The organism is Flagellimonas allohymeniacidonis, from assembly GCF_004296335.1.
In the GTDB taxonomy this organism is placed as follows: Bacteria; Bacteroidota; Bacteroidia; order Flavobacteriales; family Flavobacteriaceae; genus Flagellimonas; species Flagellimonas allohymeniacidonis.
This window is the reverse complement of the sequence record NZ_SGIU01000002.1, coordinates 1,253,048-1,277,982: the sequence shown is the minus strand read 5'-3', so window position 1 is coordinate 1,277,982 and position 24,935 is coordinate 1,253,048. Positions and strand designations below refer to the sequence as shown.

Here is a 24,935-nt window from a genome sequence, read left to right as displayed (position 1 = left end):
AAAATGAAGTGTTATTTCAGCTGAAATTCAGCTGAGGCCAGAAGTCTTTCATCCTCGAAGACATTGAGGGTATAAATTCCTTCATCCAAGGAACCTTCTGGTACGGTAATGGCATCGCATACGCTGATTTCCTTTCCAGTGTATACAATTTCAACTTTTTTGCTATAGGTGTTGCCCCCAACAGAAATAGTGCTGGCATTGTCCTCAATGACCTTCATTTCGGGATCTAAAAATTGAAGGTAGAGCACGCGCACCTTTCCTTTTTCGGTAGGATCGCTCAATACGGTCACACAACCTCTCAATTTTTCAATGGTAGAGGCTTTGTTGGTTTTCAGGGGTCTTCCCGCTCTTAATCGAAAACCATTCCCTTCGGCACTTTGTAGTTTGAGATAGCTTTTGATTTTAAGCTCCCGACTCAATTCTCGATTGGCTTCACGCAAGCGTGATTCTGATTGCTCAATATTACTCGCCCTACCGCGAGCTTCTTCCAATTGTCTTCGGGTTTGTTCATACCTATCCGCCAGAAGCCTATTGTTGTAACGAAGGAAATTGTTTTTAAGCTTCAGACTGTCGAAGCCAATTTCCAACATGCGCAGCTCCTTTCGTGTTTCCTTGAGCTTGGTAAGGCTAAAATTAAGTCTTCCCACGGAATCCAAAAGTTGTTGCACCCGAAACCTGGAGGTCTGCAACTCTATTTCATTCACTTCGTTTAAACCAGAGAGACGGTCAACTTCGGCCTTCATCAGGGTAAGGTCCTTAACCAGAAGTGATTTTTCCTGTTCCAAAAACACCATTTGGTTCTTGGATTGGGCGTAGCTATAGTAAAATGCTATCAGAATCCCCACAATAACCGCCAAGAGTGCTGTGAAAATAATCTTGTAGTTGAATTTGTTATCTTGGGCGTCCATGGGGTGTTAGAGCTGCTCTAAAACAAAACGGTTTTGTTGTACAAAAGGTTGGCTAAGATAATAAACGATATTAACAACATACTATTGCCAATGGTATGTTTTGGATGTAATGTGCGATTATCCAGAGGAGAAAACCTACTCTGTACCGTTTGTCGACATGATATGCCACTCACCGAGTACAATTTCATCGATGAAAATGCCGTAGACCGTATATTTTATGGCCGAATCCCCATGAAAAAAGGGGCTTCTTTTGTGTTTTTTTCGAAAAATGGAATAGTGAAAAACCTATTGCATCAATTAAAATATAAAAACCAAGAAGAGGTGGGAAGATTTTTCGGTGATTGGTATGGTTCCTTGTTGAAACGGGATAAGGGACTACAAGATGTTGATGTTGTTGTACCGGTTCCCCTCCATCCGCGAAAAGAGAAGAAAAGAGGATACAACCAAGTGCGTTTATTTGCCAAAAGGCTTGCCCACCATTTGAAAGTGGACTTAAATACGGATTTACTGGTCAAAGTTAGAAATACCAAAACGCAGACCAAAAAAGACAGGCAATTACGATGGTTAGGGACCAAAGAGGCCTTTAAGGCAAATACCACCGCTTCGGTTCCCTACAAGCATATTTTGCTGGTAGATGATGTAATTACAACCGGGGCCACCCTCGAAGCCTGCGCCAACGAGTTACTCCAACTTGGTGATGTCACCATTTCCGTGGCCAGTATTGCTGTAGTTCCAAAGGGTTAAAATTTTCAAAGGCTTGTTCCCAATGCTTGAATTAAATTGTTTCTTTGTCCCAGATTAGTTTTTGCATGGTCTACGTGAAAAAATCATTGAGTCTCCTTTTCCTTTTGTTGACTGGCCTGGCCCTTTGGCAATGTGCCAGAAAGGGAACCCCCTCCGGCGGCCCAAAAGACATTGAACCCCCGGTTCTTTTAAGGGCCACCCCCGAAAATTTTTCAATCAATTTTAATGCGAATAAAATCAGGCTGTATTTTGATGAATTCGTTAGGGTGGAGGATGCGCAAAACCAGATTATTGTTTCTCCTCCCTTGCAATACCCTCTAGAGATAAGACCTCTTGGAGGCGCAAGCAAGTATGTGGAGATTACCATTCAAGATACCCTTAGGGAGAATACTACCTATACCTTTAATTTTGGTCAGAGTATTGTGGATAATAACGAAGGAAATCCATACCCTTATCTCAACTATGTTTTCTCCACCGGAGCGTACATCGATTCACTATCACTTTCTGGAGCCATAAAGGATGCTTTCAATAGAAAAGCGGACGAATTTGTGAGTGTTATGCTCTATGAACTCGACACCAGCTATACCGACTCCACCATTTACAAAAGACCACCAAATTACATCACAAACACCTTGGATAGTCTTCCCTTGTTTGAACTCAAAAACTTAAAGGCCGGCTCTTATGCCCTTTTTGCCATTAAGGATATCAACAAAAATAATTTGTTTGACCAACGACAGGATAAAATCGGGTTTTTGCTGGACACCATACAAATTCCCACGGATTCCATATATCTCCTCAATCTTTTTTTGGAGGAGCCCGATTATAGTGCTTCCGTACCCAGTTATGTGGCCAAAAACCACATTATTTTTGGCTTTCAAGGCAATCATGAGGACATGAAAATAGAGTCGCTCACTGAACTGCCCGACTCGGTACGCACCCTAGTTTTAAAAGACAGGGAGCGGGACACCTTGGATTATTGGTTAACCCCAACGGATTTAGACTCCATTATTTTCACGGTCAGCAATAGTTTACTGGACCAACAGGACACCTTTACCGTTAAGACCAGAAAGTTGGATTTAGATTCCCTGAAGTTTACCCCGAGCGTTCGAGGTACCATGAATTTTGAGGATTCCTTTAGTATTTTGGGCACTACACCAATCGTTGCTTTGGACACTAGCAAGGTAGAGTTTGTCATAAGCGATTCAATTGTTATGCCTTATAGTTATCAAATCGATACCTTGAAAAACAAGATTGATTTTGGTTTTGAACTTGAGCCTAACCAACGATACGGACTTTCGTTATTGCCCGGGGCCGTTTCGGACTTTTTTGGGTTGCAAAACGATTCGCTTTCCTATCGGATTTCGACAGGAAGTTATGCGGACTACGGAAATCTCAGGTTAACCGTGAGTGGAGCGGTAAGTTATCCACTAGTAGTTCAGTTAACCAACGAACAAGGTGAAACCCAGCGGGAACTTCTGGCCGATAGGCCTAAAACCTTTGAATTCAACAATCTTGAACCTTCCCAATATTTGGTGCGCGTAATTTTTGATACCAATGGCAATGGCAAATGGGATACGGGCAGTTTTTTGAAGAAAATCCAGCCTGAAAAAATCAGCTATTACCCCGATGTGATTGATGTGCGAGCGAATTGGGAATTGGCACAAGAGTTTATCCTTGCAGATTAAAGCGATCTCGGTCCTGAAGAAATTTCAACTTGTTTCTTTGCGTGAAAATGTGTTCCCGGTCAAGTTCGACGTATAAAATCTCTTCTTTATTGGAGAAAGCCAATTGATTGCCAAGCGTATCATAAGCAGCGGTATGCCCAGGGTACTCATAGCCCAGACCGTCAAGCCCAACCCGATTTACACCAATGCAATAGGCCATATTTTCAATGGCGCGCGCTTTTAGCAAAGTATCCCATGCAGCAATTCTAGGTTTTGGCCAGTTCGCTACATAAAACAACACATCGTAATCGTCCACATTTCGGGACCACACCGGAAATCTTAAATCATAGCAGATTAAAGGTGAAAATCGAAATCCCTTGAATTCAATGGTTATTTTTTTGCTGCCGGCTTCATAAACCTGGTCCTCACCAGCTAGTGTAAAGGTGTGCTTTTTGTCGTAGGTGATACTATTTCCATTGGGTTCCACGAAAAACAGTCGGTTGAAGAACTTTTCTTTTTCTGAAAAAACAATGCTTCCGGTAATGGCCGTTTTTGTTTCCCTCGCAAGGTTTTGCATCCAATCCACAGTTTTCTCTCCTTCAGCAACCTCAATGTTTTGGGGTTTCATGGTGAAGCCGGTGGTGAACATTTCTGGCAAAATCACCAAATCCACGGTCTCTGGCATGGATTTGATTTTAGCTTCAAACATCGACCTGTTTGCTTCAGGATTTTCCCAATGCAAATGAGATTGTACTAGCGCAATTTTAAGTTTGTCCATGATGTCTATCAATCAAAGTGCACTTCGTTGGAATTAGATTTTGCCAAATCAAAGAGTTGCCTTACCTGCGTTTCCAAAATTCGTTCTTCGGATAACGACGGAAGTGCATCCAAAGGGAAAAAGTCCGCTCCGAGCATATCAAATCCCGGTATTAAAGATCCCCCGGTAATTTCACACAGAAAGACGATTTTGTAGATATAGTAAGGTTCTGGCGGGTGTGGATGCACCTGCTTGTCATATATCCCCAACAAGCGAACCACCCTAGCTGCCAAGCCAGTTTCTTCAAAGATTTCCTTTACGGCCACTTCGGATGGTGTACTTCCCACGTCGGCCCATCCCCCAGGAATGGTCCATTTACCATCCACTCGTTCCCGGGCCATCAAAACCTCATTTTTATCATTCAGCACAAAACCTCGCACATCGACCTTCGGCGTGGGGTACTCTTTTTGTGGGACAAAAAAGTCCTGCATAACCTGAAGAGGTGCCTCTGCAATATGAGCCAAAAGCTGTAAACTGATTTTCTGCAGCTCTTCATATCTTTCCTTGTCATAATCCCCTTCCGTGTATACAAGACCAGTATCCGCAATCGCTTTTAGACGCTTGACCAGGTTAAGTTGCTTTTTTGCGTCCATTTGTTTCAAGGTTTTGGCGTCAATAACGCTATCAGTTCATGGGACTCCTGCATTTTGGCGTGGTCCAAGGCGGTATTTCCCCTAGCATCTTTGTGGGAACGGTCAGCACCATGGTCCAAAAGTAACTTGGCTATTTCCGGCTTATTGAAGGTGGAAGCATAAATAAGTGACGTGGCACCCATAGCATTGACATGGTTGACATCGGCTCCAGAATCAATCAATAGCTTGGCAATTTCGATATACCCTTTAAAACAAACCCCCATCAATGCGGTGTTTCCTGAACCATCCTTGGCGTCAATTTCGGCACCTTGCTTAACTAGAAATTCGGCAACCTTGGCATAACCGTAGTAGGTGGCCAAAATTAAGGGAGTTGAGCCTCTTGAATCTTTTGAGTTCAGAAGTTTTCCATCGGCCTGTACCAATTGTTCAAGCGTTTCAAGGTTGCCCTCACGTATCACATTAAAAAAAAGCTCACTTTGTCCCATATTCCAGAAAGATAAAAAAAGTGCCACAACCTAAGGTGGATGTGGCAATGAAATGTAGTTGAATTTTCCTTTTTCAGATAGCTTTAAAATCTTTGCTTCCTTGTTCTATCTGCACACTCTTTTTGGGCATTTAGAACTAATTAAAAATACAAAAACCATGGTACAAGAAATAGAAAATTTATATGGATGTTTTATTTTGTCATTGGTTTTGTCTATTATCTCTTCTCTTTTTTAAAATTATCTCTTCAGAACCGCCCCTGTTATTGGCCGATTTGCCCCCATTCAGTGCTGCTCTTTACCATTATCTTTGGTCTTAAGATGATTGGCCTTTTATAAAGGAGATTGGCCAAGTGTCCAATTGTTGTACCTTTAATCGTCTTACACCTAGTAAAATACATACAAGAACATCAAATCCTATCACAATGAAAAAACTCGTTTTACCGATTATTGCACTTTTCTTCTTTAGTTTTAGTGCAGACACCAACAAGCTGACCGATGACGAACGTGCCACCCTTATCAAATATTTGGAAGAGACAAGAGATCATATGAAATCGGTGTTGGACGGACTCAGCGAAGAGCAATTGAACTATAAGCCCACCGAAGAATCATGGTCCATCGCCGAATGTGCGGAACATCTGGCCATTTCAGAAAATGCCTTTAGCGGCTTGATACAAAAAGCGGTTGCTGCAGGGCCCAACCCAACCTTGAAAGACTCGGTAAAGCTTAAGGACGATCAACTATTCGGCATAATCACCGATCGGTCCAATAAAGTAAAGACAGCTGAACCTTTTGAGCCCAGCGGAAAATTTGGATCACATGAAGATACGGTTAAAGCCTTTATGGAAAAACGCGGGGAGCATATTGAATATGTAAAGACCACCGAAGACGATCTGAGAAATCGCTTTAGCAACGATCTTCCGTTCGGCACGGTTGATGGGTTTCAAATTGTAATGTTCGCCGCTGGGCATACCGAACGGCATGTGCTGCAGATGGAGGAGGTTATGAAGGACAGAGAATTCCCGGAGTACTCGCAAGAATAGTCGATTTAACAAATATTGGCAACCCCTTTCTGTATAGGAAGGGGTTTTTTTTTACCTTTATTTTCCACTTATAATTCCTGTTCCATGAGAGTCTTAAAATCCATACTGATCATTGGTATTCTATTTTTAGCATTTGGTGCAAATGCACAGAGCAAAAAAGACCGAAAGGTCATCAACGATGCCAAAAAAGCCAAAAAAACACTTTTAAAGGCTGACATAGGCCTTGACCGATTCTTTGAAAATTCGGCAGGCTACGTGCTGTTCCCCAACGTGGGCAAGGGCGGTTTTATTATTGGGGGCGCCTCTGGAAACGGGGTGGTCTATGAAGGTGGTGAAATGGTGGGTATGGCAGGCCTAAAAAAGCTCAATGTGGGCCTACAGGCTGGGGGCCAAGCGATTATTGAGGTTATCTTTTTTGAGACAGCTGTGGACCTTAACCGATTCAAAGAAGGAAAATTTCAATTTGCGGCCGAGGCCTCTGCCGTGGCGCTAAAATCTGGTATTGCCGCCAATGCCAAATATAAAGAGGGGGTGGCCGTGTTTGCCCTGCCCAAGGCCGGGCTTATGGCCGATGCCTCTGTGGGTGGGCAGAAGTTTAGCTATAAGCCCTTTTAATTTCTTACAATTCTGACGAGGTTTACTATTGTTAGAACTAAACCTAGCAGACCTATTGCAATTATCCCAAAGAACAACATCATATCCAAGATGTCTGGTGTTTTCATGTATCCTTGTCCTGTACCGTCTTCATTCAATGTCATTTTCACCAAATAACCATTGACAAATTTATAAGCGCCTATTGTCGCTGCCAAAAGAACAATTACACTTGCTATCAACCAATATTTGGTTTTGTACTTGGTGTGTTTTTTCTCATTCATGTACCAAAGTTAGTCATCTAATCTTGGTCCGCAAGACTTACGGATGACAAGCAATTTGAATTTATTGCAATGCTAATAGTGGAATTGCATGTAAATTCTATTCTGAAAGAATAATGAAAGTTAGTGAAACCACTTTTACGAAACTCAGTCTATTCGTACACTTGTATGTGAGAATTACCAACTCAGAAAGTGCATATATCAATCCAATTAATGGGTTATAACTCTTTTTTCTAAATTAAATTCATGAAAGTAAGTGTTTCCAAAGAGGACAAGCATGTCAACAGTATTGCCGATATAGCTCGCATAATGCAAAAAATATTATGCTTTCAAAACAGACATCACAGAAAAAAGGAATATTGCTGGACAATCGGCCTAAACGATAGAAATGATATTGAATTCATTGAGCTGGTCACAATAGGGATAAGTAATAGAAACATTTTAAAACCAGTAGATGTCCTTAGCTACCCTGTGTCGCTAAAATGTACGAAAATAGTATTATGCCATAATCACCCATCTGGGGAATTACTACCAAGTGAAGAGGATATGAATTTTACAGAATTGATTAAAATCGCTGCTAGTATTATCGGAATAAAACTTTGGACTCATATAATAATATCTGAAGGAAATTATCACTGTATTCGATGTTGAATAGAGCTTCAATAAAGTACAGCTTAGTTTTTTCTGCAGTTATGCTTGCCTTTTTATGTTAGAAGGTGCTAGAGCAAAGAAAGTAGATTGTAAAATCCACAGGTCTAGCTTTTGATTGTGAAATTGTAGTTCAGAAATATTCATCGACCTAAATGGGTACATAAGACTGTACAAGATACCTGTGGTTCCAAAGTATGAACTAGCTGACGACACATAATAAAAACTGTTAAAAGGGTCTAGAGACAATATTTGAAATGAATCTTCCATTCTATATCTCAGACCTCAGCCGTGAGATGCAATTTTGGACACCACTTTTGATTTCATTTGATTGGTCCTCGTTCAAAAAACCCAACGGGGACTAGCTCTTCTATCTCCTAATGAAGAGTTCCCTTCTTTGCTCAAAAAACAGGATATCATCTTCCTTCAGTTTTTTTGCATTTTAAAGGAGCCCTATATCCCTGAATGATGCTCTCACAAGAATTGGTAATTCTATCCAGAAAACTATGAAGATAGGACTAGTCATCAAGATTATTTTGCCATTTGATAAAATAATTGATCTCATGGCAAATAGCTATACTAATTTCATTGTTTTCCAATACTTCGTAAGAGAATTTACCGTATAAAAGTCTAACATTTAAACTGAGCCTAAGGCTATAATCGTTTAGGCTGGCCGAGCCAATTTCTAAATTCCTTTTATGAATACTGGAAGAGGTTGACTTTAGAATTTCTGGGTCAAACTCAATATTATTGAACATCTGCTTTGTTAATGAATTTATCACACATTCGTTTCGCCAAGAAAGTCATCATATCTTCCTCGTAGGCCGGAGGCAATGGACAAACTTATTTTCGTGTTGTCCAATAATTCCATCAAACTGGATTCAACCTTGGTCTTGGATGCATTCATATCTTTAGATATTCTTGGAAAGGAACGGACAGTAGAAATAAACTCGTCAATACCCCCAACGCTACTCGACATGGACTCAATAAGATCAGAGAGGGAATCTCTAGTTTGAATGACTTCATTCATATCAATCTCATCAAAATCCGAGGTATAGATTATTAATATGTTTTGCAAAGAATCCATGGCACTTTGGAAGCTTTCAAAAAATATTGGTGTTTCAACATCAATCCGATTTCCGAAATGGTCCATTGACCTGGCGGCTCTGGCAAGGATTTGTTTTATAGATCTCCTATTCAATGGTCTCGATTTATCCAAGGTCAACGCTGTAAGTTCGTTGGTTTTGCTATTTAATTCATCTGACACCCATTCCATCGCATCTGATATCCTGTTAAGTGATTGGATAACAATTTCAATTGAATCATCATAGATTTCTCTGTACTCCAGTAATCCATTTTCAACCTCACTATCAACTTCGATTTCCTCTACAGTATCTGGTTCAATTTTGGAAGTAACTGTTTTCGAAGATTGATTCTCATGTAATTCTTGAACACGTATTGGGATATGCAGTCTTAAGTGTGAACTTAGTTGAAAAGTATCGTTATATTCGCCAGATAAGACCTTTCTGTCTTTTTCAATTGCCGATTTGAATTCTTTAATTTTCTTAAGCTGATCGGGCTCGATATCATCTATGGAAAATGGTGTCTTCTTGAAGTAAAAAAGTATTTGAACAGATTTTGATGATTTTTGGAATTTCTCATATGCAATGTTAAACTCTTCTTCGGTGCCAGATTGATACTCATCTGTTGGTGTTCCGTATCTTGTCCAAAGTAATCCAATAAATAAATCATAATCACCTATGTCATTATTTATCAATTTCTGAACACTCTTTTTTGAAATACCTGGTGCAGAATGTGTCTCCCACTTAATAAGATCAAGATGAATGCCTTTTGGGCGACCAAAAGTCAAGTTCAGTTCATTTATTGTTTCTTCCACAATAGTTCTATCATCAGATAAATCACTTGGAGAAGCTAGAAAGATTCGATAATTTGTAAGTTGAGATGGCATTTTATCATTTACACTGTTCCATCATTCCAGTGGCACCTCGCATCTTTTTAGGGGAAAGATGGTCAAGGTGCTGTAGTTACACATTGAAATGACCGTGATAAATTTAAATATAAAGTTCTTCAACCTGAAGTTTTTCCTTACAAAATCTTCTTTTTGTGGAAGATTTTTATTACGTACTGATATATAATTTTCGCAATGGCGCTTATTATCAAAAACGTGGTGTTTTCGTTCAACATTGATAACGTCCTCTTCTAGACTTATCAGAGATAAAGCTAAAAAGGCAGATAAGGTGATTTTATAATCACCTAGTTGTTTTCTGATTAGGAAGTGTGTAAAATCTGCCTTTTGAAAAATATATTATTAGAGTTCTAAAGATTTTGTTATTCCCAACTCTTTCAATCTTTTGTTTTCAGAAGCCAGCTGTAACAAAGCAGCGCTACTACTGTGGAGGTTTTCATTTTGTAATGTAGATTTAAGATTTCGTACATCTACTGGCATTATATTTTGTGCTTCCCAATTACCTCTAATAGTCTTTTTACTAAAATCTTCATCATCAATTAAAAGTAAAAACGATATTTCATGTCGTAAAACCGACAAGTCAACAATGACACCGAGAAAGTCTAAATGGGAGTTTTTGGTGTTGATGCTATTCATAAGTTCAACAACATTCTCCTCCTTATAGACAAAATCAATTTCTCTGCTATCAGGTCTTGCTTGCATATCTTTAATGTCAAAAATTTCTTCGGCATATTCTCGAAAGATGGCACTTCGAACATCAAAACCTTGTTTCAATAAAATGTTGTCATCGTCGTCTTCAGATCCATAGACCTCAAACCCCCCAGCAGGAGGAAACTGAAAAAACCCAGGTTTTACTGCTACATTAGTATTTCGTTTTTTCAATATAACCTTCCAGGTGGAATTGTTGTATTCATTGTAATCCCTATAAACTATAATTGCTTGCACGCTCAATAATGGAAAACTGTTATCGGAGGGTTCTAGAACTGCACTTTTAGCATTCTTATCTCCATGATACTTACTACGAAACGGAAGGTTGTCCAAAATTTCTTTAGTACTATCTGGAATCTTCTTTTGAGTCTTATAGTACTTATAGAGCTCCCATTCTAATATATGACATGTTACCAGATTTTGCTTGTAATTAGTTGTATTGGCCTCTAATTTGTCCACAAAACCCAATCGGTTCAAATGTAATCTTTTAAGTGAAAAACCTTTCATCTTTGGGTAATGAAGCGTAGGGTTAAGAATTTTAAGAAATTTTTTTTGTTCGGAACTTAATTTGATAGTTGGAAGTTTTTCACTTTTTAATTCACACAAATCCCCGAAAGGGTATTTATTAATCTTACTATCCCTTAAGACTAAAGCCGGGTATTTTTTTTTATACAGCTCCGCAAATTCGAGATTAGCATATAGCCTATTGAAAATCTCTTGTTGCCATCCAAGATATTTTGGGCTAATCAATGTTTTGAAAAAGTCTTTCCGTTGTGAATCGACTTTTTTTTTGGATTTAAGGATTCTAAAAACTACTTGAGCTAAAATAAGTAGAATGCTTATCCCCAAGAATATCCAAAATGCCTTCAAATCTTGTTTGAACCCATGGTAAATCGTTAGAAAAATAACAAACACGTTGAGAATATTTGCTACTATCGTCTTCATAAATCCAGAAAGTATTTACATTAAAACCTAATAATAATCCGATTACATGATTATTAAAAACAATAAGATTTTATAATTGCAGTGGCTCTTTGGCTATTCGAATAATTGTTCGCGAACTATCACCTAGGATGATTTTTGCAAATTAAGAGGCCTGCTCATACTAATTAAACCACTGCGCCCAGGGGATACGGCTTAAAATAAGTAAGAGGCCCAAGCCATAAAAAATCGTAATGGTCTTAAACTTTTTATCGCTCTCAACAAAGCGTTTGTGGCGCGACCACCCAATGGTAATCAAGACAATGGCCAACACATTGGTCAAGGGATGCTCCAAGGCCAGCAAACGGGCCGGGGCATTTAAACCGCCCATGCCCAAGGTCTGTATGGCCTTTAGGCCATTGGCCGATACAAAATAAACAATAAGGCCGATCAACAATTGAATATGGCTGAGGATGAGGGCAAACAAACTTATGCGCAAGTCTTTGTGCATGGTGAAATCGCGTTTGCCGGTCCAGCCCATCAAGGCGTTGAAAACAGCAAAAATGATTACCAACAAAACAATATATGCCAGATAGGAGTGAAGGTTCTGAAGAATTTCCATTGGTTATTTGTTTGAAGCTTAAAAGTAATGATTTTGGGAATAAAAAAAGCCCCGCCAAATGGCGGGGCTTTTCGAAAGTTTATGGCGATCAATTAGTTGAAACTATATCGAATTCCAAATTGCATTTGCCATCTTGAAGATACCAACCCGGCATCATCAATAATGTTTTTGGTGTCCTCAACACCTGGCTCAAAAGTGAACTCTGGTGTGGTACCATCGGCAGCAAAACCTTCGAAGTTCAACAACTGAACTTGGTTGAAGTTGGTAAAGGTTCGTACCCCCCACTCCTTGTTCAACAAGTTGGTGAAGTTGAAGATATCGGCGGTAAGCTCTAGCTTGTGATAGTTTTCACCGATTTTAAGGCCAAATTCTTGAGCAAATTTCAAGTCAATAATATGGGTCCAATCGGTACGGTCTGCGTTTCTTTCAGCAAACTGTCCTCTTCGGCTTCTCAGGTACTCATCACCTTCGATAACTGCGTTCAAGGCTTGCCATTGTTCTGCAGCCGTCAAATCATCAGAATCGACCAACAAGGCTTGATCTTGGGTTTCAGGAACAAAGATCAAAGCAGAGAAGCTTCCGGTATCAGCCAAAAGTCCACTACCGTTATACACGTAGCTGAACGGTGTTCCCTCAGCCCCTTCATAGAAAAGACCGATTCTTGTACGTAGGTTCTCGTTCCACTTAAGGGTAAAGGTTGAGTTCGCAATGATCCTGTGCCCAGGAGAAAAGTCAGAAGTAGACAAATCAGGAGCATTGGAACCATTGACTGTTTCAAGGTTTCTAAACTGAGAACTGTTCTGCGAACTCGTTCCATCAAAAATACCATCAGAATCACCGTAGGTATACGAAACCTGAGCAGTTGCATCCAATTTTGGACTAAAGAAATTCTTGGTCAAGGTACCTGTAACGTTGTATGAGCTACCTGCACTTGTGTTGCTTCCCAAATAAACTGCATCGTAGGTAGAATCGATTCTTGTAAACCCGTAGTTAGGTCGGGAACCAGCACCTGTAGTGGTGAACTGTGGCCCTTCCAAGTTGATGTTTTCGTAGAAAACGGTATTTACATTGTCGTTCCAAATGAAGTCAGCAGAGAATACCATATCCCAAGGTAATCTTTGGTCTATCGCGATATTGGTTTTAAATATCTGTGGAAGTTTGAAATCTTTGGCGAACAAATCAATCTGGCCCCCTACAGATCCAGAACCTTGAGGAGGATCCTGCAACTGTGTATTCGGATCTGGGTTGAATACGGGAACTGGACCGTCACTTGATGTTCTTTGGATGAATCCGGTAGATACACCATTGTTGGTGTATTGTCCACCAGGCCATACCAATGGAACTCTAGATGTAAATATCCCCAAACCACCACGTAGTCGTGTAGTCCTGTCTCCTTTAACGTCCCAGCTGAAACCTAATCTTGGAGATAAGTGAACATTGGGATCAATACCCTGTCCAACACGGGCTCCTTGCAAATCTTTTCCGTTAGCTTCCAACAAGGCAACAGTCCTTGTGTTGAAGTCTTCGTTCTCCCTACCATCTTCCCAGTAAGGTACATCGATACGAACACCAACGGTAGCTTTAAAGTTATCGGTGATGTCAATCTCATCCTGAGCGTAAAGACCAAATTGGAAAATATTGAACTCGGCAGCACCTTCAGATTCGTCACCAAATCCGCCAATCAAAGAATACCCATGACGGTATCGGTTGGCCAATTCACCATCCAAAAAGTCAGAGAGGCTGCTGAAGCGGTAATCTCCAAAGTTTTGACGGAAGAATACGTTACGAACTGAAGTGTATTCGTTGTTGGTACCTAAAGTAATGGTGTGACGTCCAGAGTAAATTTGGAAGTTGTTCGTCAAGGTGAAAATATCTTGGTCCAAGACATTTGCAGTTGAGAATGGCTCCGATCCAAAGAAAATGGAAGTACCAGCGGCATCAAAAATCTGTACGGAAGGGAAAGGGTCTCCAAAAGGATCTCTATCATCACGAACTCTGGTGTAACCCAATACAAAGTTATTGGACATGTTATCACCAATTTGTGAGTTCAATTCCAAAGCAGAAGAATTGGTAACGGACTCAAAATTGATAGACCTGTTCAAGAATTGGATTCGACCTGTGTTTGAAGCGGCCGCATCAAACTGTACAGCTTTTACGTAGCTGTGTCTGAAAGAAAGTTTGTTCTTGTCATTGACGTTCCAGTCTAGTTTGGCAATCAACTTGTCACTGGTCAAGGACTCTATACTATTGGCAAATGTGCCAGGGTTGTAACCAAAGTTACCAACAAGAAAATCACTTAGTCCTTGCAAATCGGTTGCAGTGGCATCACCACGGTAGGTAGAGATATCGAAAGGTTGGGGAGTTTCAACTTCCTGTCTTTCATAGTTAACGAAGAAGAACAATTTATCTTCGATAATCGGACCGCCAATTCTAACACCGTAGGTGTTTGCGGTAAATTCATCCAACTTTTCTCTTTCTCCTCCGTCGCCAACTAAGTCCACAGGGGTTTTTCCCGAAAGGTTTTCGTTTCGGAAAAGTGCATAGGCTGATCCCGTGAATTTGTTGGTTCCTGACCTAGTTACGGCATTGATACTACCTCCGGCAAATCCTGATTGACGTACATCAAAAGGTGCAACGTTTATCTGGAAGGATTCAATTGCATCAAGGGAGATAGGACTCACGCCTGTTTGCCCTCCGTTGGTACCATTTCCTGCCAAGCCAAAGGCATCGTTATTTACGGCACCATCAATATAGATGGCATTGAAACGGTTGTTCTGACCACTAATTGAAATCACATCATCACCCGTTACCTTGGCTTGAGGTGTCAACCTTGCAAAGTCAGCAATGTTACGGGAAATAGATGGCAAGTTATTTACTTGTCTTGTACTAACGTTGGTTTCAGCTCCTGTTTTTCCAGCATCGAAAAGACCCCCCGATTGAGCTACAATCACGACTTCATCCAAAGCAGTGGCGGACTCAGACAATTGAGAGCTGATTCGTTCCGTTTGGCCCAAGTTCAAATAAACTCCTTCCCTTACATCCTCATTAAATCCAATATAGGAGATTGTGATTTTGTAAGGCCCTCCGGTTCTCATACCTGAAATACGGTAGAAACCGTCAAAATCGGTAGCTGCACCATAGGTTGTACCTGAAGGTACATGTACTGCCAACACGCTAGCACCGGGAAGCGGTTCACCGGTGTTGTCGGTCACCTTACCTCCCAAGGACGATGTGGTAACCCCTTGTGCAAATGCCATTGCTGAAAACATAATTGCAGCGATGGCCAAGTAGATTTTCTTCATTTTACAGTATTAAATTGATTAAATAGCGTTGCAAAAATCCCCCATTTAATCTTTACAAACATTAAGATAATGTTAAGAAATAAGGTGTGCTTCTGCGTCGGGAAGAAAGGTAAATAATTTTAAATCAACTACTTATAAAAATTGGGTTTTTACGAAATTTTAAATCAATTCTTAAAAAATTGCAAAAGTTTCAATGTGGAGGAATCGTGTTTGCCAATTTCTGAATTTTCGATATCGGAAAGTATGTTTTTTGCCAATTGCTTGCCCAATTCAACCCCCCACTGATCATAGCTAAAAATATTCCAAACCACGCCTTGCACAAATATTTTATGCTCGTAAAGGGCAATCAATGACCCTAAGCTTTCTGGGGTCAATTTCTTGATGAGGATAGAGTTTGTAGGTTTGTTCCCTTCAAAAACCTTGAAGGGGGCAAGGGCCGAAATTTGCTCTGGAGATACGCCTTGGGATTTTAGTTCGCTTTCTACCTCTTCTCTGGTTTTTCCATTCATCAGCGCCTCGGTCTGAGCGAAGTAATTGGCCATCAACTTATTGTGATGGTCGGTATCGCCATACAGTGATTCCTTGTAGCCAATAAAATCGGTCGGAATCAATTTGGTTCCTTGGTGGATTAGCTGAAAAAAGGCGTGTTGGGAATTGGTGCCGGGTTCCCCCCAGATGATGGTTCCGGTTTCGTGTTCAACACGATTTCCAGAACGATCCACGCTCTTCCCATTACTTTCCATGATGCCCTGTTGCAAATAGGCCGAAAAACGACTTAGATATTGCGTATAAGGAATAATGGCCTCTGTTTCAGCCTTAAAAAAGTTGTTGTACCATACGGTCAGCAATCCCAAAAGCACTGGAATGTTCTCGTCAAAAGCAAATTCTCTGAAATGATGATCCATCTTTCGAGCTCCTACCAAGAGTTTTTCAAAATTATCGTATCCAACGGACAGTGCTATGGAAAGACCAACCGCGCTCCACAACGAAAAACGGCCGCCAACCCAATCCCACATGGGAAAAACATTATCATTGGAAATTCCGAATTCCTTGATTTTTTCAAGATTGGTTGAAACGGCAATGAAGTGTTTGGCAACGTCTCCTTCTCCGGCTTGCTTCAGGAACCACTTTTTAATGGTCAGGGCATTGCTCAGGGTTTCTTGGGTCGTAAAAGATTTGGAAACAATAATGAACAGCGTAGTCTCCGGATTGAGGTTTTTTAGTATTTCCTGCACATGATCACCATCCACATTGCTTACAAAATGGGTTTTTAGGTGGTTTCCATAAAACTTCAATGCCTCTGTTACCATCACCGGGCCCAAATCGGAACCTCCAATACCAATATTCACAATATCGGTAAATGCCCTTCCGGTATACCCTTTTTGTGTACCTGAAATGACGGCTTCCGACAACTGTTTTATTTGTTGTTTGACAGCATTGACCTCGGGAACTACATTTTCCCCATCCACAAAAACCTCATCATTTGTATTGGCCCTTAGGGCAGTATGTAAGACTGCACGATTCTCGGTCTGGTTGAGTATATCCCCGGAAAAGTATTTATCGATGGCTTCTTTTAACTGAACCTCATCAGCCAATTCCAGCAATAAGGACTTGGTTTCCTCCGTAATCCTATTTTTGGAATAGTCGACAAGAAAGTCATTCCATTCTATAGAAAACTTTTGTCCCCGGCTGGCATCTTCATCAAAAAGGGATTTTAAGTGTTTTTGGCTTATTTGTTCGAAATGTGCCTCAAGGTTTTTCCAGGCTTTAGTTGTCGTAGGATTCGTATTGGTCAGTGCCATTTTGCTCGTTTAGGGTTACTAAGGTTTCCTCAACCTTTTCAGGGGTATCAAATTCAATGCAATCAAGTTGTTGCTTTATTGGGGCAATGTGATCTAAAAACCCTGTCTTAAGAGAATCGGCAATGGGCTCGGCAGCTGGCAATTTCTCCTTTAAGGGATCTACTTGAGCTCCATTTCTCCAAAAACGATAGCATACATGGGGACCACCTGTATTTCCTGTCATACCAATCCAGCCAATTACATCGCCTTGGCGAACAAATTCACCTCGCTTTACTGCTTGTTTTTTCATGTGCAGATATTGGGTGCTATAGGTGCCATTATGGCGAATCTTCACATATTTACCGTTACCTCCACGACGTGTTGACTCGGTCACCGTTCCATCTGCCGTAGCAATGATTGGGGTGCCAATGGGAGCTGCATAATCAGTTCCCTTGTGTGGTCGTACTTTATAGCCGTAATATGCAATACGACGTTTCAGATTATAGCGAGATGATAGTCGGTATCCAAACTTAATCGGCGCCCTTAAAAAGGTGCTTCGCAGATTGTTGCCTTCATCATCAAAGTAATCTTGTATTTGCTTCAGGGAATCGGTGACATAGGGGAATGCATACACAGGTTTTCCCTTATGTTCAAAAAGTGAGGCCTCAATGGGCTCTACACCTGCATAGATGCTGTCGTTGATGTATTTTTCCTTGAAAAGTATCTTGAACTTGTCTCCTTTTTCCAATCGAAAGAAGTCAATGGTCCAAGCATAGATTTCGGAAAGGTCAATGGTGACCATATAGTCCACTCCCAAACTATCCAAGGTTTGTGAAAGTGAGCTTTTAATGACTCCAGCTACTTCCCTCTGCACATATTTTACCTTTTTTCGGCTTTTGTAGGCCACCGCGGAGTCTCGCATATCAACCACGGTATAGTTGATTTTGTCATTTTCATAAATGAAAACCTCGGCCTTTTCCAGGGAATCTTTTGATTTTAAAATGGTGTAGGGCCGACCGACTTTGATGCGTCTAACATCGAAGCTGTCCTTGTATTCCTCAGAAATGGTTACAATCTTGGGATAATCCACATGGTTCTGAAGCATTAGCTTACCAAAGCTATCCCCACTTCTTACAGTGTCGTGCACCACATGAAATTGTTCCAAATCGAACCCGTAAATCTTCTTGATAGGTTCCTGCAATGGAATCTCCGCTATTTCGATTGGCTCTACTTTTTTCGTTTCCTTGCAGGATACAAAAACGATGAAAGCCAAAACAATGCCCCAATACTTATACATCCTTATGCCCCTTTATTTTCTGGATTAAAAATATGTTCTACCCACTGTTTTCCCCAATTCTCCCTCTCCTCTTCAGAATGCAAAGTTGGGAAAAATATTATTTTCTGAAAACTCGGAGGTAAATACTCTTTCCAATTGGTGCCTCCAGTGGCTTCAACTTCTGCTTTTTCCTTGGCCAAATAGCGATAGGCGGACCCCAGATGCATCAAGGGCCAATTCACGTTTGCGTTTACATCCAAATCTTGAAGGGCCTTTATCAATTCTGGATTGTTTTTAGTCTGTTCAGGAAGCTGAAGGTATTTATGGTAAATAGTGCTGTTCTTCACTTGATTGGAAATCCGCAATAATCGTGGGGTGTATCTAAACTCAAATTGCTTCAAGGTCAGGGTTTTTTCACCCGTGTTGCGATCGGTTGCACCTTTTTTCCAATAAATGTGGTCGAATAGCTCCTCTATACCGTTTTCACTTGAAAAGTGTTCCCGTTCGGTATGGTGCACCAAATTCTCAAGAGAGGTTGCATAAATCTCAATCATTCTATATTGGGCAGATTGAAATCCACTTGCAGGGAGAAGAGCCATACGGTACCGGAGGAATTGCTCGCGCTCCATCCCTTTGATCATGATGCTGAATGAAGAAATCAGGGCTCTAAAATAGCTATTGATTCGCCTGACCTTCTCAATAAAAAAATCGAGGTTCTGCGACTTATCCTCTACAATTTGTTTCTGCTCATGAAGAATAAGCTTAAAGTAGAGCTCGGTAATTTGGTGATATAAAATAAATATTTCCTCGTCGGGAAAGTGTGTACGCGGAACCTGAATGCTCAAAAGGGTATCTAAATGGATATAGTCCCAGTAGGTAAGGTATTTTTGGTACAATAGACCATCAAGGTATGAGCTTAAGTCTTGTCCGGAGTTTTTGTATTTTTCTTCTAATTTGTTGATTTGGGACTCGATGTGGTCATCCATGCTCATTCAATACAAATCTTTCATTTCATAATTATCTTAAACTGATTTCGGAGTCCATTGAAAGCGTCCAGGTCTGCCTTAAGTGAGCCTACCGCCAAATCAGCCTTAATGCGAATAGGTATCTTGTTCAGGTCATTGGAAACCCAAAGAGTAAGACTTTCTTGTTCCTTAAAAACCCGACCTGATTGAACCACTGGTCTAAATTTAAGGCATTCTACTTTACCAAACTTTGTTCGGATGATTTCATTTCCTAAATACTTCAGTTTGAATTTATAGACGCCATCGTCATCAAAAAGCATATCCATATTAATGGATTCCCCTACTGTCAAATCTTCCAAGTCGAACTCTTTTCTAAGATAGTAAGCTGCAGATAGGAGGTCTTGGACCTTATCATGAACAGGAATATCCATTTGCTTCCCGTTCTTATTATCTTTTAAAATGGCCTTTTCCTTATCGTGGTAAAAGTCAATTTCAATGTCTTTGGTATATCCGCCTTCATTAATCTTGCGGATAAATCGATACGGTTTTCCGTCTTTTTTGCCAAAATAGCTTTCGTAGGTATCATCTACCTTAAAAAAGATACTCGCAAAGCCCGTAGTTTTTCCTCGTCCCACCACGTGGTACACTGGAATGCTATCCACCATATCGGAGGTTAGGTTCAAGGTGGCATAGCTCGCATTCAAAAACCCATAGTGAATTCGAAACTTAAGCCATTCACCAGGCTTAAATGCAGGATAGCTCTTTTGGGCCAAAAGAGGTACTGAAAAAAGTATGCAAAGTAGGATACAGATCTTCTTCATGGCCTTAATAATTGGTATAAAATTAATAAAATCAATGTTGTAGTTAACTATTTTACAATTCCTTAAACAAAAGCCGTTCCAAAATAGCCACAAAAAAAAGCCCAGTATGAGAACTGGGCTTTTCCTAAATAACCAACCAAACTTTAAATTATGAAAAACCAATACTTAAAGTTATAAGGGAACCACCCCTTATGTGACGCTAAAGATACATCAAGGTTTTGTAGGAAAATAAGTTTTTAACGGACTTTAACTATCCTTTTGTTTTTTTTGAGAAATGCCAAAAAAAAGGAAAGCCATGAAAAAAAACCCACTTTTGTTTAACTTTTTATTCGATTCATATTTGAATTACGTGACTCGTGTTTTTTATCAGCACAATAACTGGTTTAGAACCAGTAGCCAACGCTGAAAAAGATGTGATTGTCCCCAATATCTGGACTCCATGTGTAAAAAATTTGTACGGGGCCCAGAAAGGACTCAAGACCATATCCTACCCCAAAACCACTGAAGGTAGGTTCTGTGAACCACTCTCCAGTTCGGAAGAGATCATCCTCCACATTCGCAAAATTGGCTGCAAACATTAGGTGGTTTTTTTTCGCGAATTCGTAATCCAATCTTCCAAATGCCTTTACATAGCTATTTCCTGGGAGGCTTAGAAAATCATAGCCAAAAAAGGGAATGAAATTGTTCACAAAGTCGTTGCCATAACCTCCCAAAACAAAATCGAAAGAAGTTACATTTGAGGTCCCCAACTTAAAACCCCCTTCCGATTCTAGATTAAGGTACAAATTCGGAAATAGAGTAAATGTCGACCCTATTCGGGCCTTACCAATGGAAAACTCCCGGAAATTATCATTGAAATCGGAAGAGAACAGGTATAGGTGGAAGTCGCTATCGAAGAAAATTCCTTTGGTAGGAAAATACTTGTCGTCATAGGTGTCCAAGGTTATTTTTCCGTAGGCACTGAAATAATTGGAATCTTCAAAAAATGTTCGCTCAGAGCTTGTAGGCTCGAAGGTACTTTCTTGATCTTCTACGAAATCATTCAAGGTTCGGGTACTGTATCGCAGCAGTTTATGCTCAAGGCCCAAAGTAAAGGCAAACTCTTCCCGAAGCACGGTCTGCAAATAGATTTGATTGGTCAGATCGGTGACATCGAGGGTTATTTCGCGAATATTTGGATCGTCAGGGGCATCAAAATTGGAGCGAATCAGCCCAAAGTCAATTTCTTCATCAAAAGTGGTGAAGTTTGAATTTACTCCAAAACTCCAATAAAATCCCTTGTCCAAGTAGTATTGCATGTTATACCGGAGGTGATCTCCCAAAATAAAATCAAAGGATGCCACATCGTCTTTCAGCAAGAAGTTCTTTTTGGTGAGATTGATCAAAGCAGCACTTTTATAGAGGTCATCGTAGTGGGCTGCCATTTTGATGAACATCTTGGTTTCGTTTTCCCGAAGTTTTAGAATCAAATCTGTTCCCAATCCGTTAGAAACCAGCTGATAACGGATAGCTTTAAAATTCCCCGAGGCCGAAAGGTTGTTGATTCCTTGCTTAAGTTTTTCAAACGGTATTTTTTCAGCCAAGCTAAACCGAAGCTTTCCTTTGATATAGCCCCTGGTATAGCGATCGTTCCCCTCAATAATCAATCGGTTAATGGTAAGACTGTCCATTGCTGCTATTCTATTCAAGGGCTGTTCCTGTCCATTTTGCCTTTCTGCCAACGTGGTCAATGCTTCCTTTTCCTGGAGTGCTCCCGTCTCTCCACTTAAAACAATATCTGGGCCCCGTTCAAAATCAATCACTGAAAAGTCATCAATGTTGGGACGGATATAAATATCCGTTCTCCCTGTTTTTTCTTTCATATCATTGACGGTTCTATAGTTGTTGATCTGAAGCAAAATCTCGGTAGCAGAGTTTAAGGACTCCCTTGTGGCAAGCCCGTGTTGCACGTCGACCCCTATAATGAAATCAGCACCCATTTTTTTCACCTCATCAATAGGGTAGTTGTTCACAACACCGCCATCAATCAAAATCTCGTTTTCGATTTCTGCGGGTTCAAATAAGGAAGGGAAGGTGCCACTGGCCATAATAGCTTCGGGGAGATATCCACTGTCCAATAACACCTCCTCGCCTGTTTCAACATTGGTGGCCATGCACAAAAAAGGGATGGGCAAGTCCTTAAAATTCTGAACATCCTTGACGTGAAAAAGGAGTCTCACCAGTTCGTTATAAATGTTTTGACCTCCAGAAATCGCCTGGGGAAAGGACACATTGAAATTGTCAAAAGGTAGGCTAAGTGCATAACGCTCTGAGTCATCTTTTTCGTAAAAGCTTTTGGCACTTCGAGGTACATTATCTTGAATAAGGGCAGAAAAATCGGTGACCCTAAAAATGGAATCCAATTCGACCGCCGAATATCCAGAGGCATAAAGGGCACCAACAATGGCTCCCATACTGGTTCCTCCGATGTAATCTATCTTAACCCCGGTTTCCTCAATAACCTTGAGGGCACCGATATGAGCAAGTCCCTTTGCGCCACCTCCACTCAAAACCAACCCTACTTTTAGGTCGTTTTGGGCTTCGGTCTGTGCAAAACTGTTTGTCGCCATGCATAAAACCGTCAATAAAGCAAACAGCTTCTTCATATTCTTTTACTGGTGAAACGTATCATATATTTTTTTTGCTTTGGACATTCCAACGGCTTCAGCCAAACTTTCGACTGTGGCTTCTCGTATTCGTTTAACCGATTTGAAGTTTTTAAGCAACTGTTCGGCCGTTTTCTTTCCAATACCTTCTATACCTTCCAACTCTGAATTCATTGCTCCCTTACTTCTTCTATTGCGATGATGCGTAATGCCAAATCGGTGGGCTTCATTCCTTAGTTGTTGAATTATCTTTAGGCTTTCCGATTTTTTATCGAGATAAAGGGGTATGGGGTCATCTGGGAAAAAAATCTCCTCAAGGCGTTTGGCTATTCCAATAATCGCAATTTTACCTCTAAGTCCGAGAACTTCCAAACTTTTGAGGGCAGAGGAAAGCTGGCCTTTTCCTCCATCAATTACAATAAGTTGTGGAAGGGATTGGTCCTCATCAAGAAGCCTTCGATATCTTCGAAAGACCACCTCTTCCATGCTTGCAAAATCATCAGGTCCTTCAACGGTCTTTATATTGAAATGACGATACTCCTTTTTTGAGGGTTTCCCATTTTTGAACACCACACAGGCTGCTACCGGATTACTGCCCTGAATATTGGAATTGTCGAAACACTCAATATGTGTTGGTTCTTCCGACAATCTCAAATCGGCTTTCATTTGAGCCATGATTCGTTTGGTATGTCGGTCGGGGTCGGTAATCTTAATTTGCTTAAACCGGTCTTGCCTAAAGAACCGGGCATTGCGTTCCGATAACTCCAGAATACGTTTTTTATCTCCAAGTTTCGGAAGGGTCACTTTTACATTTTCCTCTACCATTACCGGAAAAGGAAGGTAAATTTCCTTGCTAGTGGAATTAAACCGCTGCCTTAACTCAGTAATGGCCAACTGTAAGAGTTCCTCATCGGTTTCTTCAAGCTTCTTTTTAATCTCTAGGGTGTGTGAACGCGTAATTGAACCATGTGAAAGTTGAAGGAAATTAACATAGCCGTGGGTCTCATCGGAGATGATGGTAAAAACATCAACATTGTTGATTTTTGGATTCACCACCGTGGATTTTACCTGATAGTTTTCAAGTATCTCTATCTTTTCTTTGATACGTTGCGCCTTTTCAAACTCCATGGCCTGGGCCATTTCTTTCATATTGGCCTTGAAGTGTTGTAGGGAACTTTTGAAATTTCCTTTGATAATATCACGAACATGGGCTATTTGATCATGGTACTCGTCTGCTTCTTGCCAGCCCACACAGGGTCCTTTGCAGTTCCCCAAATGATATTCCAAGCACACCTTATACTTGCCAGCATTGATTTTTTCTTCTGAAAGATCATAGTTGCAGGTTCGTAAGGGATATAGACTCTTGATGAGATCGAGCAGCGTTCGTACCGTTTTCATGCTTGTATAGGGTCCGTAGTACTCCGAACCATCCTTAATCAGTTTTCTGGTAGGAAAAACTCTTGGAAATCTCTCCTGCTTAATACAAATCCATGGGTAAGATTTGTCATCCTTCAGCAGAACATTGTACCGAGGTTGGTATTTTTTAATAAGGTTGTTTTCCAACAGAAGCGCATCTGATTCCGTGGGAACCACAATATGGCGAATGGACTGGATTTTTTTGACCAACACCCGGGTCTTACCGTATTCATGGTTCTTTACAAAGTAAGAAGAAACCCGTTTCTTCAAATCTTTGGCCTTACCTACATAGAGTATCTTTCCTTCTTCATCATAAAATTGATAGACCCCTGGGTTATGGGGCAAAGCACTAATTTGAATGTCAAGGGTAGGATTCGGCATATATTATTCAGACACTGTAAGCTTTACAAAATTACAGTTAAATAAAAGGGTTTTTCGTTAAAATTGACCAAGAACGTCCCAAAATTGATGGCCACATTACCTGACTTCAGCTAGTGATGGCATTGATTCGGTAATCTTAGTGAAAAAGCGGACAAGAAAACACATTCTGCAAAGGTGCCTTTTCTGCATTGGAACATCGTTTTGTAGGATATCACGCTCAATGCGACTTTTCTGTTTAAGGAATCCTAAAAAATGTTTAGGCTTTTGCTAAAAATGTTAAACTGTTGCTAAAAAGTGTGCTTTTCATCGATAAAAGATGCATTTGGTAGTATTCTTTAC

Annotated in this window: 21 protein-coding genes; 5 read left to right on the top strand and 16 right to left on the bottom strand. The window is 40.5% G+C overall.

From position 1 onward, the window contains the following. Positions 1 to 11 precede the first annotated feature (11 nt). Positions 12 to 908 (bottom strand): hypothetical protein, encoded by an 897-nt coding sequence (locus EW142_RS14205; RefSeq protein WP_130614950.1) that lies wholly within the window; start codon positions 906 to 908, stop codon positions 12 to 14. A gap of 36 nt (positions 909 to 944) precedes the next feature. Between EW142_RS14205 and EW142_RS14200 the strand changes: the two genes are divergently transcribed. Together EW142_RS14200 and EW142_RS14195 are read left to right on the top strand one after the other, a co-directional pair. Continuing rightward, positions 945 to 1,652 (top strand): ComF family protein, encoded by a 708-nt coding sequence (locus EW142_RS14200; RefSeq protein ID WP_313790920.1) that lies wholly within the window; start codon positions 945 to 947, stop codon positions 1,650 to 1,652. Positions 1,653 to 1,738: 86 nt separating this feature from the next. Further along, the gene (locus tag EW142_RS14195; protein ID WP_313790919.1) at positions 1,739 to 3,337 is read left to right on the top strand and encodes an Ig-like domain-containing protein; all 1,599 of its coding nucleotides are present in this window, start codon (positions 1,739 to 1,741) and stop codon (positions 3,335 to 3,337) included. Here EW142_RS14195 and EW142_RS14190 read toward each other — a convergent pair. The 3 genes from EW142_RS14190 to EW142_RS14180 are packed head-to-tail and all read right to left on the bottom strand — an operon-like array spanning position 3,321 to position 5,211. Continuing rightward, positions 3,321 to 4,094 (bottom strand): amidohydrolase, encoded by a 774-nt coding sequence (locus EW142_RS14190; protein WP_130614948.1) that lies wholly within the window; start codon positions 4,092 to 4,094, stop codon positions 3,321 to 3,323. The genes EW142_RS14195 and EW142_RS14190 overlap by 17 nt on opposite strands. 8 nt (positions 4,095 to 4,102) lie before the next feature. Further along, positions 4,103 to 4,726, bottom strand: a complete 624-nt coding sequence (locus tag EW142_RS14185; RefSeq protein WP_130614947.1) for an NUDIX hydrolase — start codon at positions 4,724 to 4,726, stop codon at positions 4,103 to 4,105. Positions 4,727 to 4,731: 5 nt separating this feature from the next. Next, positions 4,732 to 5,211, bottom strand: coding sequence for an ankyrin repeat domain-containing protein (locus tag EW142_RS14180; RefSeq protein WP_130614945.1), 480 nt, complete (start codon positions 5,209 to 5,211; stop codon positions 4,732 to 4,734). A gap of 422 nt (positions 5,212 to 5,633) precedes the next feature. On the opposite strand from EW142_RS14180, the gene EW142_RS14175 reads away from it, so the two are divergent. Together EW142_RS14175 and EW142_RS14170 are read left to right on the top strand one after the other, a co-directional pair. Next, entirely contained in the window at positions 5,634 to 6,251 is a 618-nt protein-coding gene (locus tag EW142_RS14175; protein WP_130614943.1) for a DinB family protein, read from the top strand. An 84-nt stretch (positions 6,252 to 6,335) separates the two neighbouring features. Next, positions 6,336 to 6,866 carry a lipid-binding SYLF domain-containing protein gene (locus tag EW142_RS14170; protein WP_130614941.1) on the top strand — a complete coding sequence of 177 codons (531 nt, stop codon included), beginning with the start codon at positions 6,336 to 6,338 and terminating at the stop codon, positions 6,864 to 6,866. Here the strand turns inward: EW142_RS14170 and EW142_RS14165 are convergent. Beyond that, positions 6,863 to 7,126: a hypothetical protein gene (locus EW142_RS14165; RefSeq protein ID WP_130614939.1), complete on the bottom strand. Its 264-nt coding sequence runs from the start codon at positions 7,124 to 7,126 to the stop codon at positions 6,863 to 6,865. The genes EW142_RS14170 and EW142_RS14165 overlap by 4 nt on opposite strands. A gap of 243 nt (positions 7,127 to 7,369) precedes the next feature. Here EW142_RS14165 and EW142_RS14160 point away from each other — a divergent pair, with 243 nt between their 5' ends. Next, positions 7,370 to 7,774, top strand: coding sequence for a JAB domain-containing protein (locus EW142_RS14160; protein WP_130614937.1), 405 nt, complete (start codon positions 7,370 to 7,372; stop codon positions 7,772 to 7,774). Positions 7,775 to 8,289: 515 nt separating this feature from the next. Here EW142_RS14160 and EW142_RS14155 read toward each other — a convergent pair. The 11 genes from EW142_RS14155 to uvrC all read right to left on the bottom strand — a co-directional run bounded on the left by EW142_RS14155 (position 8,290) and on the right by uvrC (position 24,596). Beyond that, the gene (locus tag EW142_RS14155) at positions 8,290 to 8,529 is read right to left on the bottom strand and encodes a hypothetical protein (RefSeq protein ID WP_130614935.1); all 240 of its coding nucleotides are present in this window, start codon (positions 8,527 to 8,529) and stop codon (positions 8,290 to 8,292) included. A gap of 20 nt (positions 8,530 to 8,549) precedes the next feature. Continuing rightward, positions 8,550 to 9,740, bottom strand: a complete 1,191-nt coding sequence (locus EW142_RS14150; RefSeq protein WP_130614933.1) for a DUF4062 domain-containing protein — start codon at positions 9,738 to 9,740, stop codon at positions 8,550 to 8,552. A gap of 360 nt (positions 9,741 to 10,100) precedes the next feature. Then, positions 10,101 to 11,381: a hypothetical protein gene (locus EW142_RS14145; protein ID WP_130614931.1), complete on the bottom strand. Its 1,281-nt coding sequence runs from the start codon at positions 11,379 to 11,381 to the stop codon at positions 10,101 to 10,103. A 190-nt stretch (positions 11,382 to 11,571) separates the two neighbouring features. Beyond that, positions 11,572 to 12,009: a hypothetical protein gene (locus EW142_RS14140; RefSeq protein ID WP_130614915.1), complete on the bottom strand. Its 438-nt coding sequence runs from the start codon at positions 12,007 to 12,009 to the stop codon at positions 11,572 to 11,574. Between the two features lie 92 nt (positions 12,010 to 12,101). Next, the gene (locus tag EW142_RS14135) at positions 12,102 to 15,311 is read right to left on the bottom strand and encodes a TonB-dependent receptor (protein ID WP_130614907.1); all 3,210 of its coding nucleotides are present in this window, start codon (positions 15,309 to 15,311) and stop codon (positions 12,102 to 12,104) included. A gap of 164 nt (positions 15,312 to 15,475) precedes the next feature. Next, a complete protein-coding gene (gene pgi / locus EW142_RS14130) occupies positions 15,476 to 17,113 on the bottom strand; it encodes a glucose-6-phosphate isomerase (protein WP_130614905.1) in 1,638 nt (545 codons plus the stop codon). Beyond that, positions 17,079 to 18,389 (bottom strand): peptidoglycan DD-metalloendopeptidase family protein, encoded by a 1,311-nt coding sequence (locus EW142_RS14125; protein WP_130614903.1) that lies wholly within the window; start codon positions 18,387 to 18,389, stop codon positions 17,079 to 17,081. Before EW142_RS14125 ends, pgi begins: the two co-directional genes overlap by 35 nt. A 2-nt stretch (positions 18,390 to 18,391) precedes the next feature. After that, on the bottom strand, positions 18,392 to 19,360 hold the full coding sequence (locus tag EW142_RS14120; protein ID WP_130614901.1) for a tryptophan 2,3-dioxygenase family protein: 969 nt from the start codon (positions 19,358 to 19,360) through the stop codon (positions 18,392 to 18,394). A gap of 14 nt (positions 19,361 to 19,374) precedes the next feature. Continuing rightward, a complete protein-coding gene (locus tag EW142_RS14115) occupies positions 19,375 to 20,154 on the bottom strand; it encodes a DUF3108 domain-containing protein (protein ID WP_130614900.1) in 780 nt (259 codons plus the stop codon). 383 nt (positions 20,155 to 20,537) lie between these two features. Further along, positions 20,538 to 22,799: a patatin-like phospholipase family protein gene (locus EW142_RS14110; protein WP_130614898.1), complete on the bottom strand. Its 2,262-nt coding sequence runs from the start codon at positions 22,797 to 22,799 to the stop codon at positions 20,538 to 20,540. A 6-nt stretch (positions 22,800 to 22,805) separates the two neighbouring features. Beyond that, positions 22,806 to 24,596 carry an excinuclease ABC subunit UvrC gene (uvrC, locus tag EW142_RS14105; RefSeq protein WP_130614896.1) on the bottom strand — a complete coding sequence of 597 codons (1,791 nt, stop codon included), beginning with the start codon at positions 24,594 to 24,596 and terminating at the stop codon, positions 22,806 to 22,808. Between the last annotated feature and the right edge of the window lie 339 nt (positions 24,597 to 24,935).

What these genes read in the sequence shown, in the direction of transcription:
- EW142_RS14205 (WP_130614950.1), bottom strand. Translation starts at nt 908, where the DNA reads ATGGACGCCCAAGATAACAAATTCAACTACAAGATTATTTTCACAGCA.
- EW142_RS14190 (WP_130614948.1), bottom strand. Translation starts at nt 4,094, where the DNA reads ATGGACAAACTTAAAATTGCGCTAGTACAATCTCATTTGCATTGGGAA.
- EW142_RS14185 (WP_130614947.1), bottom strand. Translation starts at nt 4,726, where the DNA reads ATGGACGCAAAAAAGCAACTTAACCTGGTCAAGCGTCTAAAAGCGATT.
- EW142_RS14180 (WP_130614945.1), bottom strand. Translation starts at nt 5,211, where the DNA reads ATGGGACAAAGTGAGCTTTTTTTTAATGTGATACGTGAGGGCAACCTT.
- EW142_RS14175 (WP_130614943.1), top strand. Translation starts at nt 5,634, where the DNA reads ATGAAAAAACTCGTTTTACCGATTATTGCACTTTTCTTCTTTAGTTTT.
- EW142_RS14170 (WP_130614941.1), top strand. Translation starts at nt 6,336, where the DNA reads ATGAGAGTCTTAAAATCCATACTGATCATTGGTATTCTATTTTTAGCA.
- EW142_RS14165 (WP_130614939.1), bottom strand. Translation starts at nt 7,126, where the DNA reads ATGAATGAGAAAAAACACACCAAGTACAAAACCAAATATTGGTTGATA.
- EW142_RS14160 (WP_130614937.1), top strand. Translation starts at nt 7,370, where the DNA reads ATGAAAGTAAGTGTTTCCAAAGAGGACAAGCATGTCAACAGTATTGCC.
- EW142_RS14155 (WP_130614935.1), bottom strand. Translation starts at nt 8,529, where the DNA reads ATGTTCAATAATATTGAGTTTGACCCAGAAATTCTAAAGTCAACCTCT.
- EW142_RS14150 (WP_130614933.1), bottom strand. Translation starts at nt 9,740, where the DNA reads ATGCCATCTCAACTTACAAATTATCGAATCTTTCTAGCTTCTCCAAGT.
- EW142_RS14140 (WP_130614915.1), bottom strand. Translation starts at nt 12,009, where the DNA reads ATGGAAATTCTTCAGAACCTTCACTCCTATCTGGCATATATTGTTTTG.
- EW142_RS14135 (WP_130614907.1), bottom strand. Translation starts at nt 15,311, where the DNA reads ATGAAGAAAATCTACTTGGCCATCGCTGCAATTATGTTTTCAGCAATG.
- pgi (WP_130614905.1), bottom strand. Translation starts at nt 17,113, where the DNA reads ATGGCACTGACCAATACGAATCCTACGACAACTAAAGCCTGGAAAAAC.
- EW142_RS14125 (WP_130614903.1), bottom strand. Translation starts at nt 18,389, where the DNA reads ATGTATAAGTATTGGGGCATTGTTTTGGCTTTCATCGTTTTTGTATCC.
- EW142_RS14120 (WP_130614901.1), bottom strand. Translation starts at nt 19,360, where the DNA reads ATGAGCATGGATGACCACATCGAGTCCCAAATCAACAAATTAGAAGAA.
- EW142_RS14115 (WP_130614900.1), bottom strand. Translation starts at nt 20,154, where the DNA reads ATGAAGAAGATCTGTATCCTACTTTGCATACTTTTTTCAGTACCTCTT.
- EW142_RS14110 (WP_130614898.1), bottom strand. Translation starts at nt 22,799, where the DNA reads ATGAAGAAGCTGTTTGCTTTATTGACGGTTTTATGCATGGCGACAAAC.
- uvrC (WP_130614896.1), bottom strand. Translation starts at nt 24,596, where the DNA reads ATGCCGAATCCTACCCTTGACATTCAAATTAGTGCTTTGCCCCATAAC.